The organism is Alteribacillus sp. YIM 98480, assembly GCF_009765375.1.
In the GTDB taxonomy this organism is placed as follows: Bacteria; Bacillota; Bacilli; order Bacillales; family Marinococcaceae; genus Alteribacillus.
The window spans coordinates 248,872-275,092 of the sequence record NZ_VTOK01000001.1 but is presented as its reverse complement, the minus strand read 5'-3'; the positions used below and the strand labels follow the sequence as shown (position 1 = coordinate 275,092).

At 40.3% G+C, this 26,221-nt stretch carries 24 protein-coding genes and 1 riboswitch; of the genes, 7 read left to right on the top strand and 17 right to left on the bottom strand.

The window, feature by feature from the left end; translation table 11 throughout:
• Positions 1-81 precede the first annotated feature (81 nt).
• Positions 82-1,035, bottom strand: coding sequence for an alpha/beta hydrolase (locus FZF09_RS01170; protein WP_158734734.1), 954 nt, complete (start codon positions 1,033-1,035; stop codon positions 82-84).
• Positions 1,036-1,155: 120 nt separating this feature from the next.
• Positions 1,156-1,737, bottom strand: coding sequence for a TetR/AcrR family transcriptional regulator (locus FZF09_RS01165; protein ID WP_158734733.1), 582 nt, complete (start codon positions 1,735-1,737; stop codon positions 1,156-1,158).
• Between the two features lie 277 nt (positions 1,738-2,014).
• On the opposite strand from FZF09_RS01165, the gene FZF09_RS01160 reads away from it, so the two are divergent.
• The 3 genes from FZF09_RS01160 to FZF09_RS01150 all read left to right on the top strand — a co-directional run bounded on the left by FZF09_RS01160 (position 2,015) and on the right by FZF09_RS01150 (position 5,156).
• Entirely contained in the window at positions 2,015-3,220 is a 1,206-nt protein-coding gene (locus FZF09_RS01160) for an iron-containing alcohol dehydrogenase (RefSeq protein ID WP_158734732.1), read from the top strand.
• A gap of 55 nt (positions 3,221-3,275) precedes the next feature.
• Positions 3,276-4,898 (top strand): acetate--CoA ligase, encoded by a 1,623-nt coding sequence (locus FZF09_RS01155; RefSeq protein ID WP_158734731.1) that lies wholly within the window; start codon positions 3,276-3,278, stop codon positions 4,896-4,898.
• A gap of 84 nt (positions 4,899-4,982) precedes the next feature.
• Positions 4,983-5,156: a hypothetical protein gene (locus FZF09_RS01150; protein WP_158734730.1), complete on the top strand. Its 174-nt coding sequence runs from the start codon at positions 4,983-4,985 to the stop codon at positions 5,154-5,156.
• Between the two features lie 60 nt (positions 5,157-5,216).
• Here FZF09_RS01150 and atzF read toward each other — a convergent pair whose 3' ends face one another.
• From atzF to FZF09_RS01130, 4 genes are all read right to left on the bottom strand, one after another.
• Positions 5,217-6,962, bottom strand: a complete 1,746-nt coding sequence (gene atzF / locus FZF09_RS01145; protein WP_158734729.1) for an allophanate hydrolase — start codon at positions 6,960-6,962, stop codon at positions 5,217-5,219.
• Positions 6,959-10,597, bottom strand: a complete 3,639-nt coding sequence (uca, locus tag FZF09_RS01140; RefSeq protein ID WP_158735010.1) for an urea carboxylase — start codon at positions 10,595-10,597, stop codon at positions 6,959-6,961. The genes atzF and uca overlap by 4 nt, the downstream gene beginning before the upstream one ends.
• A gap of 51 nt (positions 10,598-10,648) precedes the next feature.
• A complete protein-coding gene (locus tag FZF09_RS01135) occupies positions 10,649-11,299 on the bottom strand; it encodes an urea amidolyase associated protein UAAP2 (RefSeq protein WP_158734728.1) in 651 nt (216 codons plus the stop codon).
• A gap of 156 nt (positions 11,300-11,455) precedes the next feature.
• Positions 11,456-12,175, bottom strand: coding sequence for an urea amidolyase associated protein UAAP1 (locus FZF09_RS01130; protein ID WP_158734727.1), 720 nt, complete (start codon positions 12,173-12,175; stop codon positions 11,456-11,458).
• Between the two features lie 105 nt (positions 12,176-12,280).
• A riboswitch (guanidine-I (ykkC/yxkD leader) is annotated at positions 12,281-12,402 on the bottom strand.
• A gap of 383 nt (positions 12,403-12,785) precedes the next feature.
• Here FZF09_RS01130 and FZF09_RS01125 point away from each other — a divergent pair.
• A complete protein-coding gene (locus FZF09_RS01125; RefSeq protein ID WP_158734726.1) occupies positions 12,786-14,147 on the top strand; it encodes an APC family permease in 1,362 nt (453 codons plus the stop codon).
• Between the two features lie 221 nt (positions 14,148-14,368).
• Here the strand turns inward: FZF09_RS01125 and FZF09_RS22925 are convergent, their stop codons facing one another.
• On the bottom strand, positions 14,369-14,503 hold the full coding sequence (locus FZF09_RS22925; RefSeq protein WP_255450267.1) for a hypothetical protein: 135 nt from the start codon (positions 14,501-14,503) through the stop codon (positions 14,369-14,371).
• Positions 14,504-14,566: 63 nt separating this feature from the next.
• Positions 14,567-15,064 carry a metallophosphoesterase family protein gene (locus FZF09_RS01120; protein ID WP_158734725.1) on the bottom strand — a complete coding sequence of 166 codons (498 nt, stop codon included), beginning with the start codon at positions 15,062-15,064 and terminating at the stop codon, positions 14,567-14,569.
• 81 nt (positions 15,065-15,145) lie between these two features.
• On the opposite strand from FZF09_RS01120, the gene FZF09_RS01115 reads away from it, so the two are divergent.
• Positions 15,146-15,283, top strand: a complete 138-nt coding sequence (locus FZF09_RS01115) for a hypothetical protein (RefSeq protein ID WP_158734724.1) — start codon at positions 15,146-15,148, stop codon at positions 15,281-15,283.
• A 672-nt stretch (positions 15,284-15,955) separates the two neighbouring features.
• Here FZF09_RS01115 and FZF09_RS01110 read toward each other — a convergent pair.
• From FZF09_RS01110 to FZF09_RS01080, 7 genes are all read right to left on the bottom strand, one after another.
• Positions 15,956-16,582 carry a malonate decarboxylase holo-ACP synthase gene (locus tag FZF09_RS01110; RefSeq protein WP_158734723.1) on the bottom strand — a complete coding sequence of 209 codons (627 nt, stop codon included), beginning with the start codon at positions 16,580-16,582 and terminating at the stop codon, positions 15,956-15,958.
• The gene (locus FZF09_RS01105; RefSeq protein WP_158734722.1) at positions 16,573-18,255 is read right to left on the bottom strand and encodes a biotin-independent malonate decarboxylase subunit beta; all 1,683 of its coding nucleotides are present in this window, start codon (positions 18,253-18,255) and stop codon (positions 16,573-16,575) included. The genes FZF09_RS01110 and FZF09_RS01105 overlap by 10 nt, the downstream gene beginning before the upstream one ends.
• Positions 18,239-18,544, bottom strand: coding sequence for a malonate decarboxylase subunit delta (locus FZF09_RS01100; protein WP_158734721.1), 306 nt, complete (start codon positions 18,542-18,544; stop codon positions 18,239-18,241). The genes FZF09_RS01105 and FZF09_RS01100 overlap by 17 nt, the downstream gene beginning before the upstream one ends.
• Positions 18,545-18,560: 16 nt before the next feature.
• Positions 18,561-19,442, bottom strand: a complete 882-nt coding sequence (locus FZF09_RS01095; protein ID WP_158734720.1) for a triphosphoribosyl-dephospho-CoA synthase — start codon at positions 19,440-19,442, stop codon at positions 18,561-18,563.
• Positions 19,443-19,454: 12 nt separating this feature from the next.
• Positions 19,455-21,116 (bottom strand): malonate decarboxylase subunit alpha, encoded by a 1,662-nt coding sequence (mdcA, locus tag FZF09_RS01090; RefSeq protein WP_158734719.1) that lies wholly within the window; start codon positions 21,114-21,116, stop codon positions 19,455-19,457.
• A gap of 32 nt (positions 21,117-21,148) precedes the next feature.
• Entirely contained in the window at positions 21,149-22,075 is a 927-nt protein-coding gene (locus tag FZF09_RS01085; RefSeq protein ID WP_158734718.1) for an ACP S-malonyltransferase, read from the bottom strand.
• 83 nt (positions 22,076-22,158) lie between these two features.
• Complete coding sequence (locus tag FZF09_RS01080) at positions 22,159-22,815, bottom strand: GntR family transcriptional regulator (RefSeq protein WP_158734717.1); 657 nt, start codon at positions 22,813-22,815, stop codon at positions 22,159-22,161.
• Positions 22,816-23,082: 267 nt separating this feature from the next.
• Between FZF09_RS01080 and madL the strand changes: the two genes are divergently transcribed.
• Together madL and madM are read left to right on the top strand one after the other, a co-directional pair.
• Entirely contained in the window at positions 23,083-23,484 is a 402-nt protein-coding gene (gene madL / locus FZF09_RS01075) for a malonate transporter subunit MadL (RefSeq protein ID WP_158734716.1), read from the top strand.
• A gap of 16 nt (positions 23,485-23,500) precedes the next feature.
• Positions 23,501-24,265 carry a malonate transporter subunit MadM gene (gene madM / locus FZF09_RS01070; protein ID WP_158734715.1) on the top strand — a complete coding sequence of 255 codons (765 nt, stop codon included), beginning with the start codon at positions 23,501-23,503 and terminating at the stop codon, positions 24,263-24,265.
• A gap of 238 nt (positions 24,266-24,503) precedes the next feature.
• Here madM and FZF09_RS01065 read toward each other — a convergent pair whose 3' ends face one another.
• On the bottom strand, positions 24,504-25,265 hold the full coding sequence (locus FZF09_RS01065; RefSeq protein ID WP_158734714.1) for a cyclase family protein: 762 nt from the start codon (positions 25,263-25,265) through the stop codon (positions 24,504-24,506).
• A gap of 28 nt (positions 25,266-25,293) precedes the next feature.
• The gene (locus FZF09_RS01060) at positions 25,294-26,220 is read right to left on the bottom strand and encodes a fumarylacetoacetate hydrolase family protein (protein ID WP_158734713.1); all 927 of its coding nucleotides are present in this window, start codon (positions 26,218-26,220) and stop codon (positions 25,294-25,296) included.
• Position 26,221: the final 1 nt, after the last annotated feature.

Below are 26,221 nucleotides of genomic sequence, written 5' to 3'. Positions count from 1 at the left end.
AAAACGCCAACTATTTATAATTTCTTACCTTTTAAAAAAGCCGTCCCCTGTGGAACGGCTCTTTATCAATTAGATTTATTATTAACTAGAATGCTTGTACGAAAGATTTTTCTTTAAGGAGTTTCCGACTTGTTCAATCGACTTTCTCGCATCATCCATAATTCCAGACATCCAGAAAAATCCGTGAATCTGACCATCATATCGTGTGCGTTCAACAGGAACCCCAGCTTCTTTTAGACGGTCAGCATATTCCTCGCCCTCATCTCGTAATACATCGTATTCTGCAGTAATTACTAGTGCGGGGGGAAGATTGCTCAAGTCATCTGCACGAAGCGGTGCGGCATAAGGGTTTGTTCTATCTTCTTTGTCAATGTAATGATCAGCAAACCAATGCATACCTGCCGTTTCTAAAAAGTGGCCTTCTCCATTTTCCCGATATGATCCCGTATCAAAAGTAAAATCAGTTACAGGATAGATTAAATACTGATAAGCGATAGATGGGCCGCCACGATCTTTAGCCATCAAAGGTACTACTGCAGCCAGGTTGCCACCGGCACTGTCTCCTCCAACTGCTAAGCGGTCTGGGTCTCCATTGTACTTAGAAATATTTTCTGAAACCCAATTTGTAGCTGCATAGCAATCTTCAGGTGCAACAGGAAACTTGTGTTCAGGGGCAAGTCTGTAATGAACGGATACAACCAAACATTCAGAAACATTCGTAACAGCTCGTAGAGTAGAATCCGCAACCTCTAAATCTCCTGTTACCCAGCCGCCGCCAGGATAGTAAACAAATACAGGAAACGGACCTTCACCTTCAGGAGTATAAATGCGAATATCAATGTCTGTACCGTTAACTGGAATGGATAAATCTTCAACTTTTGCCACATTTTCGGGTTCTCCGCCTATGGCTTTAAAGTTTTCAAGAAGTGCATTTCGGTTTTCTTCCACCGTCATTTCCTCGATTGCAGGAGCACCTTCTGCTTTTGCTGCTGCAATTTGATCCAAAAAAGCTTTTGCTTGTGGATGTAATGGCATACTTTATCCCCCCAACTTTGGTAATCGCTTTCAACGACATTATATACGCACATCAAATTAAAAAGCAACATAATTTTAATAAAATTAAGAAAATTTAACATATTTTATAGTATTTAATAATTACTTCTTTAACGCTCGTAAAAGGATTTTGACCTGCTTCACACTTTGATTTGTTAAATTATTATGTGATGAAATAGCCCAATCATAAATTCCCCCGCGCATCCATGTTGTAATCAGCAAAGTCATTTCTTCCGAGTCGTAAGCCATAGTAAATTCTTCATTTTCTTGTCCTTGGCACACGTATGAATTTACAAGCTGATAAATCAATCTATCCGTTTTTGAGAGATGACTCTGGCTTTCAGGATTACTAAGATAAATGACTCTTACCAATTCTTTACCAATTGTACCGCTTATATATTCCATCTGCCCTTCCGTTAATTTAATTATTTTTTCCGCAGCACTTAAATGATTTGGCAGCATTTTTGTAAAAGTTTTATAAAAATGATCCATTTCATCGAAGATGTGTAAAAAGATTTCATGTTTTGATTTGAAATATATATAAAACGTACCTTTTGATACACCAGAATATTCAACAATTTTATCTACTGTCACATGCTGATAGCCATATGTACTTATTAATTCAATAGCTGAGTTTAACAGCTTCTTTTTTGTCTGTTTTGCTTGCTGTTTTCGTGTCGTCATATAAACACACCCTTAATTTTTTGAAAATATATAATATTGACAATTATTAAAAGTTAATATAACATAACTTTACTAAGTGACCAATAGTCACTGTCTTTGCAAATATAAGTTTTTTGTCGATATTAAGCAGATCCGCAGACTTTTTTGCTGCCGCTAACTCTTTTACAGATTGCCGCCTCAACTGAACTAGCTTACTCCTTTGATAAGGGTTTTTCGACATATACATATCTATCCCTATAACTGCTCTACTCAATAAGCAGTAAAGAAGTTTGGAAAAATGAATAGAGAAAGGATTTTCATTATGATTTATCAATATCTTCCTGTTGACCGAATTCATTATGGAGTAAATGTAGTCGATCAAGAGATAATTCATGAGATACAGCAGTTAAAAGCTAGTAAAGTCTTAATGGTAACTACTAACAGCATGCTTAAAACAAGTCCATACGAGAACTTGGTCCAACTGCTTCATGCAAACCAAATCGAAACGTATGAAGCGATTTTAAAACAACATGTTCCAGGTAATGTGTTAATGCAAAACATTCAAGAGATAACCCGCTTTAACCCTGATCTGATTATCAGCTGCGGGGGAGGCAGTCCTATTGATGCCGGAAAAATTCTTTCTTTTGTTCTAGCAGAGAATATCCAATCAGAAGAAGAGATTTATCCTTATTCCGTAAACGTTGCAGAAAAACCTCTAAACATGTCTCATTATGTTCCTCACATCGCCATTCCAACGACATTATCAGCCGCTGAATTTACAAGCATCGCAGGAATCACAAGCAGTAAAAATCGTGCCAAATATAAGTTTTCTCATTTAAATATGACACCATCTTTCGTCTTTTTAGATCCAGTTTTTACACAGGACACACCGGACTGGCTTTGGGCTTCTACTGGTATGCGAGCTGTCGATCATGCAGTAGAAACGCTTTATTCTCCTTTTCCTAATCCAGTAAACACAGGATTAGCTTTACAAGCTTTAAAGAAATTGTATAAATATTTACCACTCAGTAAAAAGAATCCGTCCCACTTGGAATACCGTCTTGAGTGTCAAATGGGGGCATGGCTTTCTTTGTTTTCTGTTGTAAATATTAAGTTAGGGCTTTCACACAGTATCGGCCATCAGTTGGGCTCCACGTATGATATACCTCACGGAATGACGTCAGCTATTATGCTTCCGCATGTGATGACGTTTCTCTTGCCGCGTACCTATGAAGCACAAGCTCAGATTCCGGAAGCATTAGGAGAAACAGACCCATATAAAAATGTAAAAGAAAAAGCGGAAATGTCGCCGACTCTTATTAAAAATCTTATTCTGGATTTAGACATACCCCATCAATTAAGAGATTTTAATGTAACAAAAGAAAGCCTTACGGAAGTAGTCCGCCATATACTTATGGACATTCAGGGAGAAGAAAATACGGTTGTTTTGGAAACAAACGACTTGAATAAAGAAATATTTTCTCTATTAGAAAAGGCCTGGTAAATAACATTTTTTGAAAGCGCTTTAAAATTTATTATTATATTTTGAGGTGATAATAATGAAATACGAAGAACTGATGAATCGTTTTTCATGGGAAGAAGTAATAAGTACATTTGATTGGGATATGAATGAATATTTCAATGCAGCCCATGAGTGTTGTGATCGTTGGGCAGACGCCCCTGACCGTATCGCCATTTACTGGGAAAATGAAGCAGGACACAAAGAAACATGGACCTTTCGAAAACTAAAAGAACAGTCTAATCGAATGGCTAATGCACTTCGATCGAAAGGAGTAAAAAAAGGGGATCGCGTAGCTGGTCTTCTAGGGAAGGATATGGAACTGTACGTTACCGTACTGGCGGTTTGGAAAATCGGCGCTGTCTATGTCCCTTTATTTACAGCTTTCGGCCCTGAAGCAATTAAATACAGGCTTGAGAACGCTGAATGCAAAATTTTACTTACAAATCAAGAACAAGCAAATAAATTAAAGGGAATAGATATTTCTACAGAACTTATACTGATTGACGGCCTTACAAGAAACGGACAAACATTTTGGGAATATATTAACTCCTTTTCTGCTGAACACGAGACAGAAAAAACCGATGTGATGGACCCATGCGCTATTCAATACACTTCTGGTTCAACTGGTTTACCAAAGGGAGCTGTATGGGCGCACAAAATTTTTGTTAGTTCCTATCCATTTTTGAAATACGGCATAGGTGTTGAGCATGATGATCGATTATATGGAGGTGCTGATCCGGGCTGGGCATTCGGCCTTATCAATTGTACTTTTGCTCCTTTAAGTTTTGGAATCTCTATTCTTTCCTATAAAGGACCATTTGACGTTGCCACTGTTTATAGATTACTTGAAGAATATAAAATTTCCAATTTTGCTTATGCACCTACTGCTTTTAGAATGATGATGGCTGCAGGCTCTGAACTTGTCCAGAAATATAACATCCAAGTCAAAAAATTCAGCAGTGCTGGAGAACCTCTAAACGCAGAAGTAGTACGCTTCTTTAGAGAAAATTTCGGCCGGGAAATTTATGATCAATATGGTGCAACAGAAACAGGTATGATTGTTAACAATTTAAATGTGACGGACATGACGGTTAAACCAGGTTCTATGGGACTTCCTGCACCGGGTTTTCATATTGCAATAGTAGATAATGAAGGAAATCCCGTGAAAAGGGGAGATGTAGGGCAAATTGTAGTAGATACCACTCATTTCCCCCATTTTTTCCTTGGGTATTGGAATGATCCCGAAAAAACGGAAAGTAAAATGCTCGGAAAATGGTTTAAAACTGGTGACTTAGCAAATCAAGATGAAGAAGGATATTTTTGGTTCCAAGGCCGCGATGACGATATTATTTCAAGCGCAGGATATCGAATTGGTCCGTTTGAAGTAGAGAGCAGCCTCATTGAACACCCAGCAGTGGGTGAAGCTGCTGTAGTAGGTAAACCTGATAGCGCAAAAGGTGAAATTGTAAAAGCATTTGTCGTTTTGAATCCATCTTTTCAGGGGTCTGATGAGCTAGCGAAAGAATTAAGTGATTTTGTAAAGGGAAAATTATCTAAACACCAGTACCCAAGGGAAGTAGAATTTGTCGATAGTCTTCCTAAAACACCAAGCGGGAAGATTCAGAGGTATCTTTTGAGAAAAGAATCGGCTAAACATTAAAGGGCGCTCTAAAAGGGCTATCTCAATAAATTTGGGATAGCCCTTTCTCAAAAGGTAAGAAATGATAAATAGTTGGCGTTTTACATGTCTAGCGCAAGCGCCTACTCGCTCAAGATTCCTTCGGTTCGTCAATGGAAAGCAAAGATCAGCTTTCCATATGCCGCCTCTCCAGGACTTGTCGCTCGTGAGCAAGGCGCTTTCGCTTTTCTGATCGAACAGAACAGACATCTGAGCATGTTTAAAGAATGCTTGCTTTAATGGAGAAACTAAGAATCTTACCATAATGTCTATTAAAAGAGCAGCTTCTCCTTATGAACACTATGACTGAACAACTACATCCCAGCTTCCAAGAGTGGTAACGTCTTCAGCCTCTTTTTCTCCATACCCTTCACATACAAATCCGGGTATTTCCTTACCATCTTCAAGTTCTACTTTACCGATTCCTAAGGGTGCTGGAATTTGTGCTGTAAAGCTGCCAAAGCTTGTGAGAGGCATTTCCCAGATTTCAAGCTGAATAGAATCTCCACCTTCTGGTTGTTTGATTAAGCCTGGTTTTATCGGTTCGCTAGGCAGTTTATAAAATTTATACTTCGGTGCTGTATTAGCTTCCTGCACAAATCGTGCCCCATGATCATACATCTGCTGTTCCAAAGGAAAACCTCTCATATGAAGTCCGCATACAGCAACCAAAGTAGTTTCCTGTTCCGAACTGTTTGGCGCAGTTTGAATCGTTTCTTTTGAAAATGCTGCCGCTGCTCCGAAAACGAGATTTTCACTTTCTGCTAAACCAAACAACGTAATGCCAAAAGGGAGATCCTTGTCAGCTTCTTTTCCAGGAACGGCGACTGCACTTAAATCAAGCAGATTACAGTGATTAGTGTAGCGCCCCATGTCGTTATTTGTCTGAATGGGATCTTTGCGAACCTGTTCTCTTGTCCATGTGCCACCGCATGTAGGCAGCGCCAGAACAGCATTTTTTAATAGTTTTTTCGTTTCTAGTTTGATTGCCTGCAGTTTATGAATAGCATGGAAGACAGAAGCTGCATCATATTTATCACTAGAACCAGAACACAATACTTGTTCCGTTACTGGAAAAGCACTGTTTGGATTTTTTTCTATAAAATCACCTAAAGCAGCCCAGCGTTCCGCAATCCATGGTCCTCCGTAAAGAATGCTTGCAGCTTCTGAAAATAAATTTGTATCAATATACTCTGTCTTCATATCCAATTCCCCAAGTCGTCCCACAGCTTTTTTCCAGGCTTCTTCATATTTTTCTGCATATGGTCCGTAAAAAGATGGTGTTTCTTTTGGTAATAGGACTCTCTCTGGCTGCTTTCCTGCCGGAGTGGTCATCGATTTAGACCAAGGATCTGATTCGTCTTCCCCGCGGACAACGGCATCCACTTCTAGAGCTTCTTGTAAACTATGAGAAAACACGGTAACACAATCAAGGCTCTCACAAGCTGGTACAACACCCTTTATCGGCCAAGCTCCTAAAGAAGGTTTAAAGCCGACAAGGTTATTTAATGCTGCTGGTACACGACCAGAACCAGCTGTGTCTGTACCGAGGGCAAAAGCTGCCTGTCCCCTGGCAACCGCTACAGGAGAACCTGCGCTGGATCCGCCGCTAATGAGTTCTTCACGTAAACTATTATGCGTTTCCCCGTAGGGACTTCTTGTCCCAACTAAACCAGTTGCAAATTGATCTAAATTTGTTTTGCCTACTGGAATGGCACCTGCCGCTATTAATCTTTCCGCAACAGCTGCATGTTCAGGCGGTGTATAAGCATAATCAAGACAGCCCGCAGTAGTAGGTATACCTGCCAAGTCAATATTGTCTTTCAATGCAAACGGTACTCCCCAGAGTGGAGCATCTTCCGGATCCATTTCCTCCAAGTTCTTTAGGTAGGGAAGGATCCAATCCAGAGAAGGAGGGGTAATCCAAATATTCATGTCCTCGTCTGCTTTTGCCTGCTCGACAATGGTTTCGATTACTTCCTTTGGCGTTGTTCCTTGATTTTTATAGGCTTGTTGAAGACCTAAAATGGTGAGTTTTCTGTTCATGTAATAGGCACCTCGCTTTCTTTTTCTTCGGCAATACCAGCAATCAGCTGTCCAGCTTGTACTTCATCTCCCGGCTCGACATGCACTGAGTGAATATATCCCTCACAAGGGGCGTGCTGCGGAAACTCCATCTTCATGCTTTCTTCAATAATAATCGTCTCGTCCTTTTTCACATACTGCCCTGGCTCTACGAGTACTTTCCAAACGCTTCCCGGCATCGTGCAGCGCGCTGCAGTTTCTCCTTCAGGCAGCTCTTCTTCTACGATAGCACTACCGCTGTTTTCTTCACCGACATGTTCAGCAATTCCAAGTTCCTTCCACCGTTCTCTCTCCGCATTAAAAGCCGCTTGTTGGTTGGCACGGAACTCTTCTGCTCTTTCTTTGATAGACTCTTGAAACTCTAAATATTCGCCGAGGTTAAATGTCGTTTCCGTAATATCTGCTTCAAATCGACCTCGTAAAAAATCTTCTCTCATCTTCATTAGCTCATCAGCTTCTACCGGGTAATATTGAATTTGGTCAAAGAAACGCAGCAGCCACGGTTTTCCTGGTTCAAAACTTTTCGTAGACTGAAGCCGGTTCCACATTTGAATGGTTCGACCGACAAATTGATAGCCGCCAGGGCCTTCCATCCCATAAACACACATATAGGCTCCGCCGATGCCAACAGCATTTTCTGGTGTCCACGTTCTCGCTGGATTGTATTTCGTTGTAACGAGACGGTGGCGTGGATCTGTTGGTGTTGCAAGCGGTGCTCCTAAGTAAACATCACCGAGCCCAAGTACAAGATAGTTCGCATCAAAAACAATTTTCTTTACATCTTCAATACTATCGAGCCCATTAATACGTCGAATAAATTCGAGATTATCAGGACACCAGGGTGCATCAGGACGTACATTTTGCTGGTAGCGTTCCGTTGCAAGCTGTGTAGATGGGTCATTCCAAGACAATGGTAGCCTTACAATTCTTGAAGGTACTTCTATCGATTCAAGTGGAGGAAGTTGTTTGTCAATTTCGAGCACTTTCTCGCCCGCTTCATACGCGGTCATTTTCAGCGGATCAATATGGATTTGCAGAGACCGTACTCCCGGCGTCATTTCTATGACTGGAATATTTCCGTCTTCTGCGATAGCTTCCATTAACACTTGCACCTGAAAACGCAGTTTTAAGTCCAGCTCCATTTCACCGTATTCTACGAGTATATATTCATCTCCGCTGTATCGGATTGCAACCGGAAAACGTCGTCCAGTTTCTTCATATATAAATAGCGGATAATCTGGAGTAAATGATTGCTGCTCTGCTGGAAGCTGAAGCATCGGCAAGTCATCTCGATTACCTGTTCCTATTGCTTCTAGATTTTCTTCTTGAACCTGGCGCAAATCATTTGCTTCTTCAATCGTTAGCAGTTGAAAACGAACAGTATCTCCTGGGTGCAGCTGACCGATTTTCCAAAATTCTGCCGAAGCTGTTGTTACCGGGCAGACAAAACCACCGAGACTTGGGCCGTCCGGGCCTAATATAATCGGCATATCGCCTGTTAAGTCAAGTGTGCCTACTGCATATGCATTGTCATGTATATTGGAAGGATGCAATCCTGCTTCTCCTCCATCTTCACGAGTCCAGTTTGGAGCAGGTCCAATGAGACGTACACCAGTACGTGAACTATTAAAATGAACCTCCCACTCTGTTTCTGAAAGCTGAGTTAAATAATCTTCTTGTAAAAATTCTTCTGTACAATGAGGTCCTGGAATAACTCCAATTGTCCATGTGTTTGTAATCTGCGGCTGATAGGCATACGACAGTTTTTCTGGTTGAATCGAATTCTTTCCTTTTTTGACTGCAAGCACATCTCCAGGACGGAGTGCACGCCCGCCATGTCCGCCAAAACCGCCTAAAGTAAAAGTAGAAGAGCTGTCTAGAATTTTTGGCATATCAAGGCCGCCTTCTATAAGCAAATAGGTTCGCATTCCTTCAGCAGCTTCTCCAAACTCAAGAACTTGCCCTTTTTCAGCATAAACTGGTTTATACTTTGGTACTGTCTCGTTATCAAGATTTGCTTGCATATCTGCTCCAGTGATACAAAACCACAGGCTATTTCGAAAACGGTAAGAGCCCCCGCGCATTGTAAGTTCAATGCCGCTTGCATCATCTTCATTTCCCAAGAGTTTATTTCCGATTCTAAACGAATACGGATCCATCGCCCCACATGGCGGAACACCAACATCCCAGTGTCCTGTTCTTCCAGGCCAATCCTGTACGGTCGATTGTACTCCTCCATCTATAACTTCGAGAGTGTTTTCCCCTGGTGAAAAATGTTCCAGCATTCTCGTATAAACGTCTCCTTGTTTAACACTTTCTTCTTCCAAAAGAGACTGGATATAGAAAAGATTCGTAGTAATGCCGTAAAATCTTGTCTCCTCTAGTACATTACTCAGTTTTTGCAGGGCATCTTCTCGATTTTTTCCGTGAACAATAATTTTAGAAAGCATTGGGTCATACATCGTAGTGATTTCAATGCCGTTTCTTACCCACGTTTCATTTCTAGCTTTCTCTGAAAAAACCGCGCTGTCGAGCGAGCCTGCGCTTGGACGAAAATCATGATGACAATCCTCTGCATAAATACGAGCCTGTATACTGTGGCCTTCAGGTTGTTCCATTTTATTTTTCAAATCTAAGAGCTCATCAGCTGCTTCTTTTATCATCCACTCTACCAGGTCTATATCTAGTACTTCTTCTGTAACACCATGTTCTACTTGTAACCTCGTATTCATTTCTAGAAAATAAAATTCTTCTGTGTCCGGGTCATAAAGGAATTCTACTGTTCCAGCACTGCGATAGCCTGCTTCCATCGCCAGACGTTCAGCCGCCTGTAACATTTTTGTTCTAACATCTTCTGCTAGATTAGGGGCCGGACTTTCTTCGACTACTTTTTGGTTGCGGCGCTGAATAGAGCAGTCTCTTTCCCCAAGAGCTGTTACTTCTCCAAAGCGATTTCCAAAAATCTGCACTTCAACATGACGTGCTTTTGCTATATATTTTTCTAAAAACAAGCCGCCATCATTAAAGTTTGTTTCGGCCAGATGTTTGACCCCGTCGTAAGCCGCTTCGAGAGCTTGCCCGTCTTCACATACCCTCATTCCGATGCCGCCCCCGCCAGCTGTACTTTTTAAAATGACCGGGTAACCAATAGCTTCAGCTTCATACAGTGCTTCATCTAAATTTTCGATTAAATTAGTTCCGGGAAGAAGCGGAACTTCAGCCTTTTTTGCCATATCTCTGGCTGAATGCTTCAAACCAAATAACTCCATTTGTTCTGGAGTAGGACCGATAAACGAAATCCCCTTATCGCTGCATTTACGGGCAAAATCAGCATTTTCACTTAGAAAGCCATATCCAGGATGAATTGCCTGAGCTCCAACTTCGCTGGCTTTTTCTAAAATCAAATCGGCATTTAAATAACTTTCATTTGCTGGTCCTTCTCCCAGCAAAACAGCTTCATCAGCGTTTTCTACATGAAGACTATCCTGGTCTGCTTTTGTATACACCGCAACAGAGGCAATACCTAATTTTTTTAGTGTCCGTTCAATGCGGACGGCAATAGCGCCGCGGTTAGCAATCAGTACTTTATCAAACATCATGACCTCTCCTTTATATAGTTGATATCTCTTTTATCATTTATGGTTTTTTTACTCGTCCCAAATGAGCAGACGAAGCGGTGTTGGGTTGTAGCCGCTGCATGGATTATTAAGCTGCGGACAATTACTAATAAGAGCAGTAGTACGGCTTAGAACCTTCATCTCCACATAATGACCGGGACCAGATATCCCATCTGCAAACTCAAGACCGCCTTCTGGACTTAATGGCACATTCATGAAGAAATTAATATTCGGAGCTAAATCTCTTTTCGTATAATTGCCCCCATAATTGGCAAGCTGCATCATAAACGTATCTCTGCAGTTATGCATGGGCAGCCTGTCGTGAGCATAGCGGACGGTGTTGCTTTGTGCTGAGCAGGCACCCCCTAATGTATCGTGACGTCCTACTGTATCGGCTTCGATTTTTAACAACTCTTTCCCTGACTCTGCCCGGAGTATGGATCCAGTTGTTAAATAAACATTACTTTGTGCTGATATCGTAGCAATTGCGCTATAATGATCTTCCGGATTTTCAGCGTCAAAAAACAACGTGTCTGCTGCCTGATTTCCTTCTTCATCGACAATCCGAAATACCTGGCCTGGTTTTAATTCACGCATCCATCCTTCTCCTGCCGGCACTAGTTGATCGTACACCGCATTTTCTGGTTTCCTTGAGCTTTTTGTTTGAGTAATTACAGTCATAAGAAGTCCTCCTTTAAAAAATGTTTGTGGTTTTTAACGTGACGACCGCAGTTGCTATTTGCCCAGCCACCACTCTAACGTTCGAGATTGTCTTTCATTGTTTATAGATGGTATCTATCGTTCCATCTTTTGGAAACCGTTCGTGCTTTGCACGTTTTATTGTCCAATCATTACGTGATAGTCCCATGTATTCTCAAAAGCACGCCGATTTTCCAAACGATAATTTGCACAGTAATCTAATTCATCGGCCTCTTCCCCCGGAATAAGCTCCACTTTCACCGGTACGGATGGGTACGTTTGGCTTGGATTATGCGGATTAGGCGTATTTGACAGAATTAACAACACATCCATATCCGTTCGCAATCTTACTGTGTCACCTTTTTTGCAGTGATTTTCATCAAATTGCATAGATCCATCCTCACTTGCAGAAATTTTTGAAAACAAATTAACGTTTGGCACCAGATCACGAAGATTTAAGCCATTTCTCACTAGCTCCATCGCAAAATTTTCCTGTCCGCTTCTTAAAAAGTCATTTTGCAATTCTTGAAAGCTCGTTTTTCCATATTGCTCGTCTGTAAAACCACGAGAAGTATAGCCTCCAATTGGGTCATGCCAGCCGAGACTGTCTTCTACAATGCTTGCCAGCACGCGGCCGTTATCACTCATCAAAACGTTTCCTTTGGAAAGGTGAGAGGTATGTTGAGCTTTTAATGTATCCGGCATATTATACCGTTCCGTTAAATTAGCAGCGTTGTATAGTAAAACTGATAAATTTGCTCCGTCTTCAAGAGCTGTAAATCGAAGATAGTTTCCCTTTGCTATCGTTCCCGACCACTTTGCCCCAGGTTCTAGTGTCAAACTCCATGTTCTGTTCATTAAATATTCCTCCTCTAAACTTTAATTAGAAAAACTTGGCTTGCTGCCGTGTCCTTATAGCGGAAGTAGAAAAACGTAAAAAAAATAAAAGCCCAGGAGAATTTAATCTCCCAGGCTTTTGTCCCTCCGTGTATACAGGCCGCTGTGCATTTCCAGCAGTCTGTACGCTCTCTCTTGGACCAGTCCCAGCTTTTTCACCTGCTGGCGGAACCCTAGACAGCTTTTTTGTTCTCCAATTGTCGAGAACCTATATGCGCTTGTGAATTGCGTTGAATTTAATTTGTAGTATAGACAAACCATCTGGATACCTGCAACACCATTGTTAGGTTTCTTGACAAACTATTTTTATTACTTTTTATCTTTTTGTTTTTGATATTTTTCTTTTTCAGCTCTATCCACTGTCAAATTAGGGTTTTCCATACAAACAATAATAAAGTTTGTCAGGTTCTCTAACACAAATGTTGCAACTTTCTTCTTTTTACCGAAAAAATGAACACCATGAAATGAATTACTCCTTTCGCGAAGGGGATAAAAAATTAAATAACAATTATATATTTTTCTAAAAAAGTTTTTTCGTTTTTCTATTAATCTATTAAAGAGAGGTTATTTTATGAGTACAAAAACGGAACTAAAGAAGACCCTGACCCTTCCGCAAGTCGTATTTTTGGGTCTGGCCTGGAACACACCGATGATCTATTTTTCAGTGTTTGGGGTAGCTTTTGAAGGATCAAACGGATTTTTGACGTCTGCTTATTTTTTAGCTGTGGTCGCGGTACTGTTTACTGGTTTAAGTTATGCCATCATGGCAAAAAGATTTCCAATTTCAGGCTCAGCTTATACTTTTGCCAAAAAAGCCATTCACCCTAATGTAGGCTTTTTAGTCGGCTGGGTTCTTTTATTAAATTACTTATTTGCTCCAATCATTGCCTGTATCACATTCGGCATTTTCATGCACGCTGAATTTCCGGCAGTTCCTGCTTATGCTTGGATAATCGGTTTAATCTGTCTGCTTGCAGTGATTGCTATCATTGGAGTTAACTCTTCGGCAAACATAAGCAGTCTGTTTGTATCGCTGCAAATCATATTTATTATCGGATTTACTGGTTTTCTTGTCTACGCTCTAATTACAGGAGAAGGAGCAGGCAGTCTGGTCTCTCCAGAACCATTTTTGCATGTAGATTTATCCCTTCCGATCGCTCTTGCTGGAGCTTCAATTGTCGTGTTTTCTTTCTTAGGATTTGATACAATGACGACTTTATCAGAAGAAACTAAAAAGGCAACAAAGACGATTCCAAAAGCAATATTTATTATGATAGGAATTGTCGGCGTTCTGCATGTTACCATGTCTTATTTTATTGAACTATCTTTTCCGGCATTTACTTTTCAAAACCCAGATTCTGCCGCACTTGAATTAATGGGGGTAGTTGGTGGAAGCCTGCTTCGGGCAGTATTTATGACAGTTCTTATTGCTGCTATTTTTACGCAGGGGCTCGCTTCTGTAACAAGTGTTTCGCGCTTGTTATATGTGATGGGAAGAGACTCTATCTTACCGAAAAAACTATTTGGTTATGTTCACCCAAAATATAAAACACCTGTCCTTAATATATTATTCGCATCCATTGTCTCTTTGCTTGCTATATTTATCAGCGTCGATGATGCCATCCGCTTCGTTAATTTTGGAGCATTGAGTGCGTTTTTCTTTGTTAATATATGCGTCATCAGCTTGTACTTTAAAAACAAAGAAAATCGTTCACTTGGCTACTCCATCATCAATCTTGTCTGCCCTATCATTGGTGCGGGATTCATCATTTATTTGGTTGCTTTATTAGATATTCCAACGCTTATAGGGGGATCTATCTGGGTAGCTGCCGGTCTTTTATATCTTGTTTATTTAACAAAATCATTCCAACATCCGCTGCCAGAATATAAACCGCAAACCAGTGTAACTGTTCAAGAAGAAAAAGCTATATAATTTTATATTAGAATAAGAAAAGCGCAAGCGCCCTGGTCAGCCGCGACAGGTTCTGGAGCTTTCGCGCAGGGTAGCCTGCGGCCCGGAGTCGAAAGGGAAGACATAGGACGTTCAGCTAAAACCGTCACGTCCTGTGACAACGCTGAACTGACCCACATCGTGTGCGCCTGAGCGGCTGGGCGCTGAAGCTAGACATCAAAAACGCCAAAATTTATACTTTCTTACCTATTAAAAAAAGCGCAAGCGCCATGCTCACGATCGACAAGTCCTGGAGGGGCGGCATATGGAAAGCTGATCTTTGCTTTCCATTGACGAACCGAAGGAATCTCGAGCGAGTAGGCGCTTGCGCTAGACATGTAAAACGCCAACTATTTATAATTTCTTACCTTTAAATAAAAACGTCTTATAATCAAGCGTTTTTATTTTTCTCCCTTTTTCCAAAAAATGTGTTCAGCATGGATTTCTTCACTTAACGTTAATTTCCCAAATGAGTAAAAGGGAAGTTTCCGTTTATCAGTGGCAGATCCCGGATTAAAAAGCATCGTTTTACCAATGTACCTTAGAAGCGGCAAATGTGAATGCCCAAAAATAATCACATCAAGTTCTTCCTCAAATGCTTCCATTGCTCGTTTTTCGGTGGTTTTCTTTTCTCCATCCCCATGCACAATACCAATTTTCCAGCCATCTAGATCAATTACTTTTTTCTTTGGCAGCTGCTGTATTATATCCTCATCATCCACATTCCCATATACTCCATGTACCTCTCCAAATTTTTTTAATTCTTCATAAACTTCAAGTGTTTGCCAGTCTCCGGCATGGATAATTAGTTCTGCGTTCTCAAGCTCTTGACACAGCCGGCTCGGGAACTTTATTGATTTTTTCGGCATATGTGTATCAGCCATTACTATAACTTTCATGCTCTTTCTCCAATCATGTTTATTTCTCTTAATATAAGGGAAAAAAGAAAACATGTAATGTGACGAAGGGAGGACATGCGGATGAACATGACCATTGTTAACAAAGAAGCTGTATTGGATCAATATTTATATACAAGATACTTAACAGAAAAAATCACGGAACGATTAGAAACGGAAGACTTTGTCGTTCAGGCTATGAGTGATGTCAGCCCCCCCTAAATGGCACCTTGCCCATACAACCTGGTTTTTTGAAGAATTCATATTAAAACATTTCGTTCATGGATATAATGAATTTTTTGATGATGCCAGGCTGTTGTTTAATTCGTATTATGAACATTAAACACACCATTTCCGAAGTCACATCGAGACTTCCTTTCCCGTCCTACCGTAAAAGAAATTAAAACTTATCGTAAGCATGTAGATGAGGCGATTTCCTCTTACCTCTCCAATGCTGAAATGTGGAATAATGAGATATCTTCCCTGCTTGTCCTTGGCATTCATCACGAACAGCTGCATCAAGAATTACTTCTCACTGATATTAAGTATAATTTTTCTATGAATCCTTTGTTCCCTCTTTATCAAAAATCAAAAACGTATGAAAACCCTCATGTTTCTGAACTAGAATGAATTAATATGAGTGAAGGGCTGGTTACGGTAGGCACAAATGAAGAAAATTTTTCTTTTGATAATGAACGACCAGCTCATAAACATTATCTCTATTCTTATATAAAGTTAAACAGTATAAAAAGACCTAGCTCTCTGCCAAGTCTTTTTATTATATAAGATACACCAATCTTAGAATGAAGGTTTATATTTCATTGGCGGCCTCTCAGTTCGCAACGTAACTTCTGTGGAAATTTGTACTTGTCTGCCGCCAACATTTTTCAATGTTCATTTGCCTTTCCAAGGATCCGCTGCAAGAAGAGGACCGTTTTTTGTTCGAAGCATAATTTTGCCCATATTATTGACATATTCACTTAAGGCAAAAGCCCCATGTTTTCCCTCTATGTGGACATCTATTCGGAATGTAAAATGACTAAGATCTTTATATAAATTACATGCCGTTTTCTCGGTTATTCCATCCGTTCGAATAATAAGATCTAAATCACTTGATAGAGACACAGCTGGTATCTCTGTTACAAGCTCAAATCCTGCGCTACCCGTTATTCCCCACTTTAAGTGATAAGATTGAAAAATACGATGAATGGAACACAGGGAGTTTAGCACTGGCAAAAGACGTCTTTCCTTTTTCAAACGATTCCACAAACGATTTTCTACAATAAATTCTGGAGAGCAGCGAGCTTTTATTTTTTCAAGCGGAATTTCTGCTGCTAATCTATGTCCGCGTTCTTTTCCTCTAATTCCAACAGGGATGTGATTATGAACGATAGGTGCTCGTCTTACTACAACATACGGCATTTCTCCAATAGCATCAATGGCCCATTCAGGAGGATTCTCTTTCATTCGCAAATCGTTTATAGTAGTAAACTGCAGTAAATCATGAGGTTTTATTTCCATTGTTCTTCCATCAATTTTCTTACTTCAATGGATGCTTTTCTTCCTCCAGAGAGCGCTTGGGGTGTGCTTAATCTACGCTCTATACCGGCATTGCTTTTTTGAATATCATTTACTGTTTTTTTCAGTGATTCTTCTACGGATGCGACGTCGTCTTTCCCTGGCTGGTCCGGCTCAATGTCTTGAATCAACTCTTCTAATGCACCAAGAGTTGCAAAGGAGCGCACATCGTAAGCTGTTGCTGGTACTTTTTTGGCTGCTTCTTCGACTTGCTCTATCGTACGCAAGGTAATTCTGGCAGCCGACTGTTTGGACATTACTTGCACCTGAACATTTTCATCATCCAGTGCGAGAATTCGATTCGCTTGAAGGCCATGAGACAAAAATGCACCGGAAATAGCCTTTCCTACAATCAGCGCGATAACAGGGTGACCCGCCCTCCTAGCTGCTGCGTACGCATCTACAGCTGCTGCACAGGAAAGATAAATCCCAGCCAATTCTTCATTATAGCCGTATGCCTGGCTTGGAACATCAACAATTGCTACAATTGGTCTCTTGTCACTGCCTTTATCTTCTTCTATTATTTCACGCACATACTTTGCCAGCATCCAGCCTTGTTCTAGTCCTACTTCTCCATTTCTAGCTCTTGGAAACCTTCCCTCTTCATCAGGCACAACAGATAAAAAGCTTGCTTTCTCGTTATTAATTGTGCCTTCTCCACATAGTACAGACGGAACTTCTTGCATATCTATTGCCGATTTTCCAGTAAAGACTTCAAACCAAATTTCTCCTCTGCTTTTCTTTGTGCCATGCTGGCTTTTTTTGAAATTATTACGCTTATTTTTTGTTTCTTCTACAACATGTTGAAAACCTTCCGGAGTATATTTAAAGGACGGATCGATTGTATTTACTATGGAAAGAAATTTTTCTACGTCAGCACTTCTTGGAACGTTTACCGGATTTTTAGAAAATGCATCACTTATATGTTCTTTAATGATTGTTGCATCGTCCACTGTTAAAACGTCTGCAAAACCTGTCGTGGTACGCTGCATGCCGCCAATAGTCTGCCAAACCAGTAAACGATCCTTGGAATCAAATTCTGCTATCCCAGCTTCTTGTTCAATAACTTCTGGACCATTAAGACAAAGTCTGCCTTCCTTTGTCATAATTAATGTACTGCACAAGCCAGCACTAATAGCCATTCCTCCAAATGCACCGATTTTACCAGGAATTACACCGATTACAGGGCTGTATTCTCTTAGATCTGTGATCGCAGCGTGGATCTCAGCTATCGTTAGCAATCCATAGTTAGCTTCTTGGAGACGGACTCCTCCTGTATCAAAAATAATAACCGCGTGGGTGAGTGTTCCGTTTTTATTATCTTTCAGAGCAAGTTCAAGGGCAGCAGCGATTTTAGAACCTGCTACTTCTCCTATCCCTCCGCCTTGAAAATCCCCTTCCATCGCTATCATTACACACGAGGCCCCATCTATTATTCCTTTGCCTGCTACCACTCCATCATCACTTTGTGGTACTACTCCCTGTGCGGCCAAATGCGGGGATTCTTTTCCGTCAAATGGACCGAGAAATTCATGGAAACTGCCTTTGTCGACTAACGATAACACGCGCTCACGAGCATTTAATTCAGACAAACTCTCTTTAATGTTTACCTTCACTCTGACTCACCTCCAATGCTTGTTCTAATCGAAGCCGGACCACTCCTGGCGTAGCCCCAAAATCATTCACCTTTATAAATGCCGAAATATCGTTCTCCTGGATAAATCGTTCTAGTACTAGTCTCCACATTTTTTCAAACCCTTGGATATTTGTTCTGATTTCTACCTTTGTATGAGGTTCTTTTACAGGCTCCATTAGTATCTCTAAATCCCCTGAACCGACAACTCCGACATGAGCCCTGTTTTGAATGAATTCGGTTGTTTTAAATTCAAATGTTAAAGTGTCCACGTTATACTCTCCCCCTTTAAATAGTCATTTCTTTTTTCGCAGCGTTAGACAAATGAAGCGGCGATTTAATTAGATGATCCAAAAATAAAGCGGCTGCTAACATATCAGCACTTCCTCCAGGAGAAGCATTTATCTTTATTAACTCTCTATCTAATTCTTGAAGCATAATATAACCGTTAAAAGCAGATACCCCTCCTGCTTTTAAAATAGATAGAGATTTTCTTTTTGCTGTTTGTAAGGCGTTTTTTCCACCGCGATGAAGAAGACAGCTGTCATCGAGCGATGACATGACCGAAAGAAGGGCATCCAGCCTTGCCTGATCTTCATGGACTTGTTTTCTCCTTCTGTCATACAAAACGGGGAGAGCCAGAAGAGTTACATGAGGGAATCCCTGCTGTGCTTCTTCTTTTGCCCCGCGTGTACCATAATATTGTTTCACCCTTGAGCCATTGGTTTCTTGATATGCAGCTCTTCTATCTTGAAATTGAGCAAGTTTCCCTGCCGTAAGCGCAATGTCTTCTGCTCTCATTGAACTTTTATTTAGTGAAGCTGCTGCTGCAGTAAGTAATCCAAGCGCCCAAATGGCTCCTTTATGCGTGTTAACTCCTCCTGTTGCTTGAAGCATCGTTTTTTCTCCGTGTCGTCCAATTACAGCAATTTTTTCTCTTAATGACTGATCAATTGGCTGGTTAAAAGACGTTTCTGCTATGTCTCTAAAAGTAGATTTTAACGCTACAGCAGATAATGCCATGATATTATAATCAAGATCCGTATGAGCCCCAGTATTACTTTTATCCACCAGCCCTGGTTTTGGGGTTAAGGCTGCTTCTTCTATTAAAGAAACAGCAGCTGTTTCTGATAATTCCTCGCTGCAGGCTGTTACTTCTTCCCACTTCAATAACCTTCCCTCCTACCAACTTCTAAACTTCGCTGGAGGCTCATATAATCCGCCGGACCAGTCTACTAACTCTTCAACACTTTTTGCTGCCAATAAGGAACGCTTAGCGTCTGTTCTACGTATCTTTAAATCTTCGGGCAAAGCAATAATCCCATCTCTTCTAAGCTGTTCTGCCCGTTTGGCATTCCGTTCCAATCCAATAGGTGTTACCCCTGCTACAGAAGCAATCGCTGCCCTTTTTTCTTCCATACTGTCTGTTTTATAAAGATAAGCAATTCCTTCTTCGGTTACTAAATGAGTCACATCCGATCCATAAATCATGACAGGGGCAGTATCTAATTTAGCTTCTTTTCCAACTTCAACCGCATCAAGAGATTCAACAAATACAGGCTGATTGCCGGATTGGAATGTTTCTACCATTTGAACGACTAATTTCTTTCCTCTTGCTAGCGGATCATCGGAATTTATCATGTTTAGCCATGCAGGTGTAGAGTGACGTCTTCCACCTGGATCATGCCCCATGTTAGGGGCTCCGCCAAACCCTGCTAATCTGCCGGAAGTGACCGTAGATGAATTTCCGTCGCGATCCATCTGAAGGGTAGAACCAACAAAGAGATCAACAGCATATTGGCCGGCTAACTGAGACAATGTACGATTCGAACGAAGACTTCCATCAGGCCCTGTGAAAAAGACATCAGGCCTTGCTTCAATATATTTTTCCATTCCCACTTCTCCACCAAAGCAGTGAATACTTTCAATCCAGCCGCTTTCAATGGCAGGAATTAAAGACGGATGAGGGTTAAGAGCCCAATGCTTGCATATCTCTCCTTTTAATCCTAGTTTTTCTGCAAAGGTAGGGAGCAATAATTCAATAGCTGCCGTATTAAAGCCGATTCCGTGGTTTAAGGACTGAACTTTATGTTTTTCATACACACCTCTAATCGTCATCATTGCCATTAATATTTGAATCTCTGAAATATGACGGGGATCTCTTGTGAATAAGGGCTCCAATTGATATGGCTTATCTGCTTCTACAATATAATCCACCCAAGATCCTGGAATATCTACTCGCGGTAATTCTTTTGTTATGTCATTGACTTGAGCAATGACAATACCATCTCTAAAAGCAGCTGCTTCTACAAGCGTTGGGGTTTCCTCAGTATTAGCTCCTGTATATAGGTTGCCTTGACTGTCTGCTTTATCCGCTGCTACAAGTGCCACTTTAGGAATGAGATCAATAAACAATCTTCCGTAGAGTTCAATATAAGTATGAATACCGCCGATAGTCAGTTTTTCATCTTCAAGCATCTGAGCTACCCGAAGGCTTTGTGGACCAGAGAAAGCGAAGTCTACCCTTTCTGCTATGTTCTTTTCAAAAAGATCTAAATGCTCCGGCCGCGAGACACTGGACATTATCATGTGTAATCGCTTAACTTTTTCTGGATTTACACTAGAAAGAGCTTGCGATAAAAAGGACGCCTGTTTCTGGTTGTCCCCCTCTAACACTACCCTGTCACCCGGCTTAATTAGGGTTTCGAGTACATCTACAATACTTTCAGTCGGAATCACTTTTCCATCTGTTATGCCTGAAAGCCCATCTTTTCTTTTACGCTTTGCATCTCTTCTAGTAGTCCAAGAACGAGTTTTTTCTCTTTGTACCTGTATAGGATTCATAAAATATACCTCCCCTTTCATGTTTCTACTCTTTATGACTTACGGTTATATCTCTCTAATAGGAAGAGACAGTTTTCTAAACCATTGCTTACTGATATAGCGCGGGCCTCTGGAAATGTTTTATTTACCAGATCAGATAGAACAGCTTGAGGAGAAAGTTCAACAAACAGCCGTGCTCCTCTTTCATAATAGAGATGGACCGTTTCATTCCAGCGAACCGGTTTGGAAATACTTTCAGCAAGGTCTTCTCTTATCCTTTCTGCATCTAAAAAAGCTCTTGCTATTGCATTGCCAGCATAAGGAATTTTTGGACGACTAAAAGATATTTCATTCAACGCTTGCCTCATTTTTTTTGTTACATCCCTCATTAACTCACAATGAGATGGAACCGTAACATTCAGCAGTTCTGCTTTTCTGGCTCCTTCATTTGAAGCTGACTTCAAAAACACGTCCAAAGCTGTTTGAGAGCCTGATATCGTGAATTGATCATCCGCATTAAGGTTAGCTATATACACTGTTTTGTTAGAATCATGTTCTTTCAACAGCCTTTTTAGTTGATTATAAGAAAGCCCTGTAACAACACCCATTCCATATCCAGATGGATGTTCCTCCTCCATCCATTTCCCCCTTTTTCTCACAAGCTTTAGAGCTTCTTTAAAGGACAAAGCTTCGACAATAACTGCTGCACTGAAAGCACCGACAGAATGGCCTGCAGCCATATCAGGCTTGACTCCTTCAGCTCGAAACACTCGATACATTGCAATGCTCCAAAGAAAAAGCGAGATCTGAACGGCTGTTGTTGACTGGAACTCTTTTTCGGTATCTAAAGAAAACACGTCTTTTTTTAAGAGATCTTCTGCATCGTTCATTGTTTTTTGTACCTGCGGATGATCAGGAAGCCGATGAAGCATGCCAGGCTGCTGGGATCCCTGTCCCGGGCATAAAAACGCAATACTCACAAAACACTCACCTCCCTTAATATAATGATTCCCTTAGTCGATAGTCGACCAAATATTTAATGTAATGGGGGTTTCAATCCCCATTACTGCTTCTTTAACATACGTTTTTTAATGCTTTCTATGACATATTGATTGTGTGTATTTAATAAACTTGCTGCTTTTTCCAACTGATTCTTTTCCAACCATTCAATCAGTTTTTCATGTTCTTGAATGGATTTTTCAATATTTCCCTCCATAGAAAACGAAAGGTTCTGCACCGTAAGCAGCGGATATTCCAAACGGGTATAAGTATTTTTAATGATCTCGCTTTCACTCATCCTAAGCAAACACATATGAAACGAATGATTTAATTGCGTGTAGCGCTCTCTATCATTTATATTTTTCATCTGCGTAAGAATTTTTTTCATTTCGGCAAGTTCGTTTAGGTCTACTCCGTTTTCGGTAATTCTTTTCATTGCCAAAGATTCTAAGTTAATTCTTATTTCTAATAGATCATAAATCTCCGATTCCGTGTATCCTCTAACAACAGCTCCTTTTCTTGGAATTCTTTCAACAAGCCCTTCAATAGTTAATAAAAATATGGCTTCCCTTACCGGAGCTCTGCTTGTGCCATATTCTTCTGCATAAAAATTTTCTACTATTTTCTCTCCAGGTTTAAGGTCTCCGGAAATGATCTGTTTCGATATATGATCTGCTATTTTGTTTGATAACGCGTTATTAGAAAGATCAATACTAGACATAAGTTTCACTCTCCTGTCGACTGTCGATTACATTATACCTTAAAATTTGTTACTATTCAATTATTTTTGGAAAATTTTAAATAGTGGTTGCATTCTGTTTACTTACTCTCTATTATAAAATACATAGTCTATAGTCGACAGTATATTTTTTTGAGTAATTTTGAAAGCGTTTTCTGATATAAGGAGGTGTTTATATTTTGATTTTCGTTCATCTATAAAATTTTATTAATACTCCCGACTATTCCAAACGATAAAGGAGAGGATAAAGTGGTTGTATACGGGGTGGCATTATTAGCTATTTGTATGTTAACTGGTGTAATGGCGGGTGACTTATTAGGCACGGTTTTGGGGATTGATGCAAATGTTGGCGGAGTAGGGATAGCCATGATCATGCTAGTATTATTAGTAGATCGTTTAAAACAAAAGAATAAACTTAAAGAAAAATCTCAGGAAGGTTTATCTTTTTGGAGTGCTATGTATATACCTATTGTTGTTGCTATGTCTGCGCAGCAAAATGTTGCTGGTGCACTAGAGGGCGGTCCTATGGCTATTCTAGCCGGAGTGCTCGCTGTTACAGCTAGCTTTGCTCTTGTACCTGTTCTTTCTAACATAGGAAAAGGCAAACCGGAATCATTTTTGAATGAAAATAAAATGGATAAAGCCAACTAACTAGGAGGAAAACGTTATGCAAGATACCATTTTCGCTATGTTTGAGGATAATAGTTTAGTCACTGCCTTTGCTGTTGTTGGGATTACGATGTACTTTTCGTATTTTCTATCTGATAAGCTTACCAAAGGACGATTGCACGGTTCAGCTATTGCGATCATTCTTGGGCTGGTGCTGGCTTATATTGGCGGAGTCAGTACAGGTGGAGAAAATGGGATAGCTGATCTTCAAATGTTTTCAGGAATAGGTTTAATGGGAGGGGCGATGCTTCGCGACCTTGCTATTGTCGCCACTGCCTTTGGAGCAAGCATTGAAGAAATAAAAAAAGCGGGTTTCACCGGTATTCTTTCCCTATTTATGGGCATTTTTGTTTCTTTCATCATTGGTGTCATCGTCGCCTTTTCGTTTGGTTATACTGATGCAGCAAGTCTCACCACGATTGGAGGGGGAGCGGCGACTTATATTGTAGGCCCAGTAGTCGGAGGAGCAGTTGGTGCTAGTTCAGAGGTTATTGCTTTAAGTATTGCTGCAGGACTAGTTAAATCAATCCTAGTGATGATCGGCACCCCATTCGTTGCAAAATATATCGGCCTTGATAACCCGCGTTCTGCTCTTGTTTACGGTGGTCTAATGGGAACAACAAGCGGTGTGGCCGGAGGGCTTGCAGCGACAGACCCTAAGTTAGTGCCATACGGAGCAATGACAGCCACATTTTATACCGGACTTGGTTGTTTATTGTGTCCTTCTATTTTATATTTTGCCGTGCGGGCAATTATTGGTTAAAAGGAAATTTAGCAATAGGTATACAAAGCGCTTACTTTTTTTACAATAGAACACCATTTATACACGAAAACTTCTTTCGTATAACTAGATAATATTCCTAATCATTTTTATCAGATCCATTTATCAATTCCCTTGTTTAAACAATAATGTAAAAGGATTTGAGATAAACTCCTAAGGAGAGATATATTACTCAAATCCCCTTTACATTAATTGTTTCTCATCTAGCAAGTAAGTTTTTTTAATCTTTTATTGCCACAACTCTGCTCCAACCCCCGCTTCCTTTTTCAACTTTAATAGGAAAACAGATGACTTTAAAACCATGAGGCGGTAACAAATCTAAGTTCGTTAATTTTTCAAGCTGACAATATTCTCGTTCTATACCAGCAAAATGAGCCTGCCACAATACTTCTCCATTTCCTGACTTTTGGAATTTTTCAGCCATGGCCTCAAACGATGTATCAAGGCCCCAGGCATCAATACCTATGATTTTCACCCCTCTTTCTACTAGCCAAAGAACTGCCTCTCTCCCTAAACCTGGCTGCTGGAAATAATCTTTTGAATCCATTTTTTTATCGCAACCTGTCATTATCAGTACAATATCAAAAGATTTCAGTTCGTAATTAATCCGATTTAGCTCTTCTTTTAATTCCTCCGGTGTAATAACGTCTCCATCTTTACGATGTCTAAAGTCCAATCGTACACCATTGTTATAACACCATTCTAAAGGTACATCGTCAATTGTACGCGCTGGTTTTCCTTCTGAAGTCGGTGCATAATGCCAAGGGGCATCCATATGTGTAGAAGTATGTGTACCTGCCGTAACTACTTCAATCGCATTTCCCAGTCCACCGGATAAAACTAAGTCAGACGGTTCACATCCAAAGGCTTTTGTTAAAAAGTCTAGCCCCTCTTTATCATGATTAAATCTTTCAATACGGGAAGGTCTTTTTTCTGTTATAGGTTCATGTTCAAGTGGAACACTTAAATCAATAAATTGCATATTTCTCCGTCCTTTCATAGAATATAGCTTATAATTCACGCACACTATTTCTTAATGTACCAATCGGGTCTACCGTAATTTCTACTATGTCACCATCATTAAGAAAACGTTGTGGGTCAAATCCACCACCTACCCCAGAAGGCGTACCAGTTGCAATAATGTCACCTGGATGCAAGGTCATTCCAGAAGAAAGAGTCGAAATAATCGTAGGGATATCGAAAATAAGTTGTTCTAACGAAGCTGATTGTCGCAGTTCACCATTTACAGTTGTTTGTAATTTAAATTTTGTGTAATCTGGAAGAGAAGATTTATGGACAATACATGGACCTATTGGAGCAAAGGTATCTAAAGCTTTGCCTTTAAAATATTGGACATGTCCAAACTGTAGATCACGAGCGGATACATCATTCATAATTGAATAACCAAATACATAGTCCATTGCTTTATTTTTAGAAATATTTTTACCTTTACTTCCAATAATGACTGCTAGCTCTCCCTCATAATCAACTTTTTCTGTGACGTTACGATTAAACTCGATAAAATCCTCATGAGCCACTAAACTAGTAAAAGATTTTGTAAAATAGATAGGTTTCTCTGGTATTGGTTGTGACTTTCCACTTAGCTGTTTACTTTCACCAACATGTTCTTTATAGTTTCGCCCTACACACATAATGTTTTTCAATGGTCTCGGGATGGGAGGAAGAACTTTGAGATCCTCGAAGGGGTAAATAAAACTATGTGACAAACTGTCTGTAAAGTCTGACAACATTTGTTGACAAGCTAAAATGGCTGGCTCTCCGGCTTCTATAAATGATTGCATGTTCATCCAAACATTTTCAGGGATTTCTTTATTATTAAGCTCTTTTTGAGCTTCAAATAAATCAATTACATGAGTTTCATTAAGAAATCCTACTAATCTTGATTCGTTATTGATAAGCACTGTCGATAATTTCATT

What these genes read in the sequence shown, in the direction of transcription:
- FZF09_RS01160 (WP_158734732.1), top strand. Translation starts at nt 2,015, where the DNA reads ATGAATAGAGAAAGGATTTTCATTATGATTTATCAATATCTTCCTGTT.
- FZF09_RS22925 (WP_255450267.1), bottom strand. Translation starts at nt 14,503, where the DNA reads ATGTCTAGCGCAAGCGCCTACTCGCTCGAGATTCCTTCGGTTCGTCAA.
- FZF09_RS01170 (WP_158734734.1), bottom strand. Translation starts at nt 1,035, where the DNA reads ATGCCATTACATCCACAAGCAAAAGCTTTTTTGGATCAAATTGCAGCA.
- FZF09_RS01130 (WP_158734727.1), bottom strand. Translation starts at nt 12,175, where the DNA reads ATGAACAGAACATGGAGTTTGACACTAGAACCTGGGGCAAAGTGGTCG.
- FZF09_RS01125 (WP_158734726.1), top strand. Translation starts at nt 12,786, where the DNA reads ATGAGTACAAAAACGGAACTAAAGAAGACCCTGACCCTTCCGCAAGTC.
- FZF09_RS01065 (WP_158734714.1), bottom strand. Translation starts at nt 25,265, where the DNA reads ATGCAATTTATTGATTTAAGTGTTCCACTTGAACATGAACCTATAACA.
- madM (WP_158734715.1), top strand. Translation starts at nt 23,501, where the DNA reads ATGCAAGATACCATTTTCGCTATGTTTGAGGATAATAGTTTAGTCACT.
- FZF09_RS01080 (WP_158734717.1), bottom strand. Translation starts at nt 22,815, where the DNA reads ATGTCTAGTATTGATCTTTCTAATAACGCGTTATCAAACAAAATAGCA.
- FZF09_RS01165 (WP_158734733.1), bottom strand. Translation starts at nt 1,737, where the DNA reads ATGACGACACGAAAACAGCAAGCAAAACAGACAAAAAAGAAGCTGTTA.
- uca (WP_158735010.1), bottom strand. Translation starts at nt 10,597, where the DNA reads ATGTTTGATAAAGTACTGATTGCTAACCGCGGCGCTATTGCCGTCCGC.
- mdcA (WP_158734719.1), bottom strand. Translation starts at nt 21,116, where the DNA reads ATGAATCCTATACAGGTACAAAGAGAAAAAACTCGTTCTTGGACTACT.
- FZF09_RS01135 (WP_158734728.1), bottom strand. Translation starts at nt 11,299, where the DNA reads ATGACTGTAATTACTCAAACAAAAAGCTCAAGGAAACCAGAAAATGCG.
- FZF09_RS01155 (WP_158734731.1), top strand. Translation starts at nt 3,276, where the DNA reads ATGAAATACGAAGAACTGATGAATCGTTTTTCATGGGAAGAAGTAATA.
- FZF09_RS01115 (WP_158734724.1), top strand. Translation starts at nt 15,146, where the DNA reads ATGAACATGACCATTGTTAACAAAGAAGCTGTATTGGATCAATATTTA.
- atzF (WP_158734729.1), bottom strand. Translation starts at nt 6,962, where the DNA reads ATGAACAGAAAACTCACCATTTTAGGTCTTCAACAAGCCTATAAAAAT.
- FZF09_RS01060 (WP_158734713.1), bottom strand. Translation starts at nt 26,220, where the DNA reads ATGAAATTATCGACAGTGCTTATCAATAACGAATCAAGATTAGTAGGA.
- FZF09_RS01110 (WP_158734723.1), bottom strand. Translation starts at nt 16,582, where the DNA reads ATGGAAATAAAACCTCATGATTTACTGCAGTTTACTACTATAAACGAT.
- FZF09_RS01120 (WP_158734725.1), bottom strand. Translation starts at nt 15,064, where the DNA reads ATGAAAGTTATAGTAATGGCTGATACACATATGCCGAAAAAATCAATA.
- FZF09_RS01150 (WP_158734730.1), top strand. Translation starts at nt 4,983, where the DNA reads ATGTCTAGCGCAAGCGCCTACTCGCTCAAGATTCCTTCGGTTCGTCAA.